Source organism: Mesorhizobium sp. M4A.F.Ca.ET.050.02.1.1 (assembly GCF_003997725.1).
Lineage (GTDB): Bacteria > Pseudomonadota > Alphaproteobacteria > Rhizobiales > Rhizobiaceae > Mesorhizobium.
This window is the reverse complement of sequence record NZ_RZSG01000726.1, coordinates 1-3066: the sequence shown is the minus strand read 5'-3', so window position 1 is coordinate 3066 and position 3066 is coordinate 1. Positions and strand designations below refer to the sequence as shown.

4 protein-coding genes are annotated in these 3066 nt (G+C 66.1%); all 4 read right to left on the bottom strand.

The window, feature by feature from the left end:
• Nucleotides 1–589 (bottom strand): FAD-dependent oxidoreductase (locus tag EOA33_RS30085; RefSeq protein ID WP_127407297.1); only part of this gene is annotated, 589 nt, incomplete at its 3' end.
• 39 nt (nt 590–628) lie between these two features.
• Nucleotides 629–1744, bottom strand: a complete 1116-nt coding sequence (locus EOA33_RS30080) for an ABC transporter ATP-binding protein (RefSeq protein ID WP_127407296.1) — start codon at nt 1742–1744, stop codon at nt 629–631.
• The gene (locus tag EOA33_RS30075) at nt 1741–2538 is read right to left on the bottom strand and encodes an ABC transporter permease (protein WP_127407295.1); all 798 of its coding nucleotides are present in this window, start codon (nt 2536–2538) and stop codon (nt 1741–1743) included. Before EOA33_RS30075 ends, EOA33_RS30080 begins: the two co-directional genes overlap by 4 nt.
• Nucleotides 2538–3066: ABC transporter permease (locus tag EOA33_RS30070; protein ID WP_145989353.1), on the bottom strand; the 529-nt coding region annotated here is incomplete at its 5' end. The genes EOA33_RS30070 and EOA33_RS30075, both read right to left, overlap by 1 nt.

Genomic DNA, 3066 nt, shown 5'->3' with positions numbered 1-3066 from the left:
CCACCAGCTTGGCCGGCTGCACCCGCGCCTGGCCATGGACGACGAAGCCGCCCAGGACGTCGCGGACATTGATGCGCGCCCGCGTCGCCGCTTGATCGAGGATCTCGACGCGGTTCGGATCGACATCCCAGGCGCGGATCGTCTCGCATTCCTCGCGCGCGCGTTCGACCTGCGCCGGATTGGTGGCCACCGTCAGATTGTCGACGCGGCGGATGTCGGCATCGATGCCTTCGGCGGCCGCCACCCGGATCACCTCGTCGACGCAGCCGGCCATCGCCGCCTGCATGGCGCTGACGCCTTGCCGCGTCGAGGTCTTGAGATACTTCTCTCGCGACCAGGTGAAGCCGCCCGACAGCCAGCCGCCGTTGCGGCCCGAGGCACCGAACCCGGCGAATTCGCGCTCGATCAGCGCGATGCGCAGCGAGGGCCTCGCCTTCTTCAAATAGTAGGCGGTCCACAAGCCGGTATAGCCGGCGCCGACGATCGCGACATCGGCCTCGATATCGCCGGGCAAGGGCGGCCGGGGCGCGGGAACTCCGCCGATATCCGCATACCAGAACGATATGTCGCCGTTGCGCTTGGCTTGCATGGGATGACTTTCGGATTGGTTGGAACGGATCAATCGGGGTCAGGTCAGCGTTGTGTCTGCCGCGCTGTCATCGGCCAGAAGCTTGGCGTCTGCACCATCGAAGCAAAGCTCCACTGGTTCGCCGAGGCCGAAGCTGTCGCCGGTCAGCGGCGAGCGCACGATCGCGGTCGAACCGTCGGCGAGCTTGACTTCGTATTTCGACCCCGAGCCGAGATAGATGGCTTCCGCGATCGTTCCCGGCAGCCGGTTGGCGCCGTTTGCGGCATCCTGGCCGGGCCGGCGGATGGCAAGCTTTTCGGGACGCAGCAGCATCACCGGGTTGGCTTGCCCGTTGATGCGCTTCGGCGCCGTCACCGTCTCGCCGGCAATGCGCAATGCCGTGCTCGTGCCGTCGCTCCGCGCCTCGCCGCGCAACACCGTGGAGTCGCCGATGAAGCGGCCGACGAACAGCGTCGCCGGTTCGTCGTAGAGCTGCCGGCCGGTGCCGACCTGCTCGATCTGGCCGCGATTGAACACCGCAATGCGGTCCGACAGCACCAGCGCCTCTTCCTGGTCGTGCGTGACATAGACGAAGGTGGTGCCGAGCTCGCGATGGATGCGCTTGATCTCAAGCTGCAGCCATTCGCGCAGCTTTTTGTCGAGCGCGCCGAGCGGCTCGTCCATCAACAAAAGCGGCGGGTCGAAGACGATGGCGCGGGCCAGCGCCACGCGCTGCTGCTGGCCGCCCGACAATTCGCTAGGGTAGCGATGCGCGAAGTCGCCCATTTTGACCATGTCGAGCGCCCGCGTCACCCGCGCCTTGCGCTCATCCTGCCCGACGCCGCGCAACGTCAGTGGATAGGCCACGTTGCGGCCGACCGTCATGTGCGGGAACAGCGCGTAGTGCTGGAAGACGACGCCGATGTTGCGCTTGTGCGCCGGCACGCCGACGACGCTTTTGTCCCCGACCAGGAGCTTGCCACTGGTCACATCGGTGAAGCCGGCGATGACGTTGAGCGTCGTCGTCTTGCCGGAGCCGCTTGGCCCGAGCAGCGTCATGAATTCGCCGGGCTCGATGCGAAGCGAGACGCCGTCCAGCGCCTTGAAGCCGCCATAGGCCTTGCTGATCGACTCCAGGTCGATCGCCGCGCCCTTGCTCGCCTGCCTTGGGTTCATTGGCGTCCCTTCCGCTCGCGGCCAAGGAGAAGCATGCCGCCACCGATCAGGATCGTGGTGGCGCACAAAAGGATCGTGCCGACCGCGGCGACCGTCGGGTCGGCGTCGCGCGTGATGGAAGAGAAGATCTGCACGGGCAATGTCTTCAGGTAGGGATTGGTGATGAACAGCGACACGACGATCTCGTCGAAGGAGGTGGCGAAGGCGAACAGCAGGCCGGACAGGATGCCGGGCAGGATCAGCGGCAGCGTTACCGTGCGGAACGTCGTCAGCGCACCGGCGCCGAGGCTCGCCGCCGCCGTCTCCAGCCGCCTGTCGAACACTTCGAGACTGGCTGAGACGGCGATCAGCACGAAAGGAAGCGCAAGGATGGTGTGGGCAAGCACGAAGCCCAGCATCGTTCCGACCAGGTGGGTTTCGAGATAGACGGCATAAATGCCGATGGCCAGCACCACGCCGGGCACCACCATCGGCGTCAGCATCAGCATCCGCAAAAGGTTGGCCGGCCGCGCCTTCATGCGGTCGAGGCCAAAGGCCGCCAGCGTGCCGAGCACCGTCGCCAGCACCGCCACCAACGAGGCAACCTTGAGCGAGTTCAGGAAGCTGGTGGACCATTCCGGGCTTGTGGCGAAGTTCTGGTACCATTGCCAGGAGAAGCCTTGCGGCGGAAACGCCAGCGACTTGTTGGCGTTGAACGACATCGGCACGACGACGAGCGTCGGCGCCACCAGCCATATCGCCACCAGCAGGCAGACGAGCCCGAGGACGACGCGCGTGAGGGGCTTCATCTCCATCAGCGTCGCCCCGCTTCCCGGTGCCTGGAGCGCATCACCGGCGCCGCCAGCGCCAGCAGCAGGAAGGTGGCGACGAGCAGCACCACGCCCATCGCGCCGCCACGGCCCCATTGCAGCAGGCTGAGCACCTGCGTCTGCACCAGCGTTGACAGCATGGTCGAGCGCGGGCCGCCTAGCAGCGCCGGCGTGATGTAGAAGCCCAGCGCCAGGATGAAGACGATGATGGCACCGGCATAGACGCCCGGCAGCGACAGCGGCAGGTAGACGGTGAAGAACGCGCGGAACGGTGACGCGCCGAGGCTCCGCGCCGCTCGCATCAGCCTGAGGTCGATGCCTTTCATGACCGAATAGAGCGGCAGGATCATGAATGGCAAAAGCACCTGCGCCATGCCGATCACCACGCCGGTCTGGGTGCGGATCAGCTTGACGCCGCTGAAGCCAGCCGCGCGCAGCAGCGAATTGATGACGCCCGAATCCTGCAGCAGGATCACCCAGGACAAGGTGCGCACCACCCCGCTCACCCAGAAC

What these genes read in the sequence shown, in the direction of transcription:
- EOA33_RS30080 (WP_127407296.1), bottom strand. Translation starts at nt 1,744, where the DNA reads ATGAACCCAAGGCAGGCGAGCAAGGGCGCGGCGATCGACCTGGAGTCG.
- EOA33_RS30075 (WP_127407295.1), bottom strand. Translation starts at nt 2,538, where the DNA reads ATGGAGATGAAGCCCCTCACGCGCGTCGTCCTCGGGCTCGTCTGCCTG.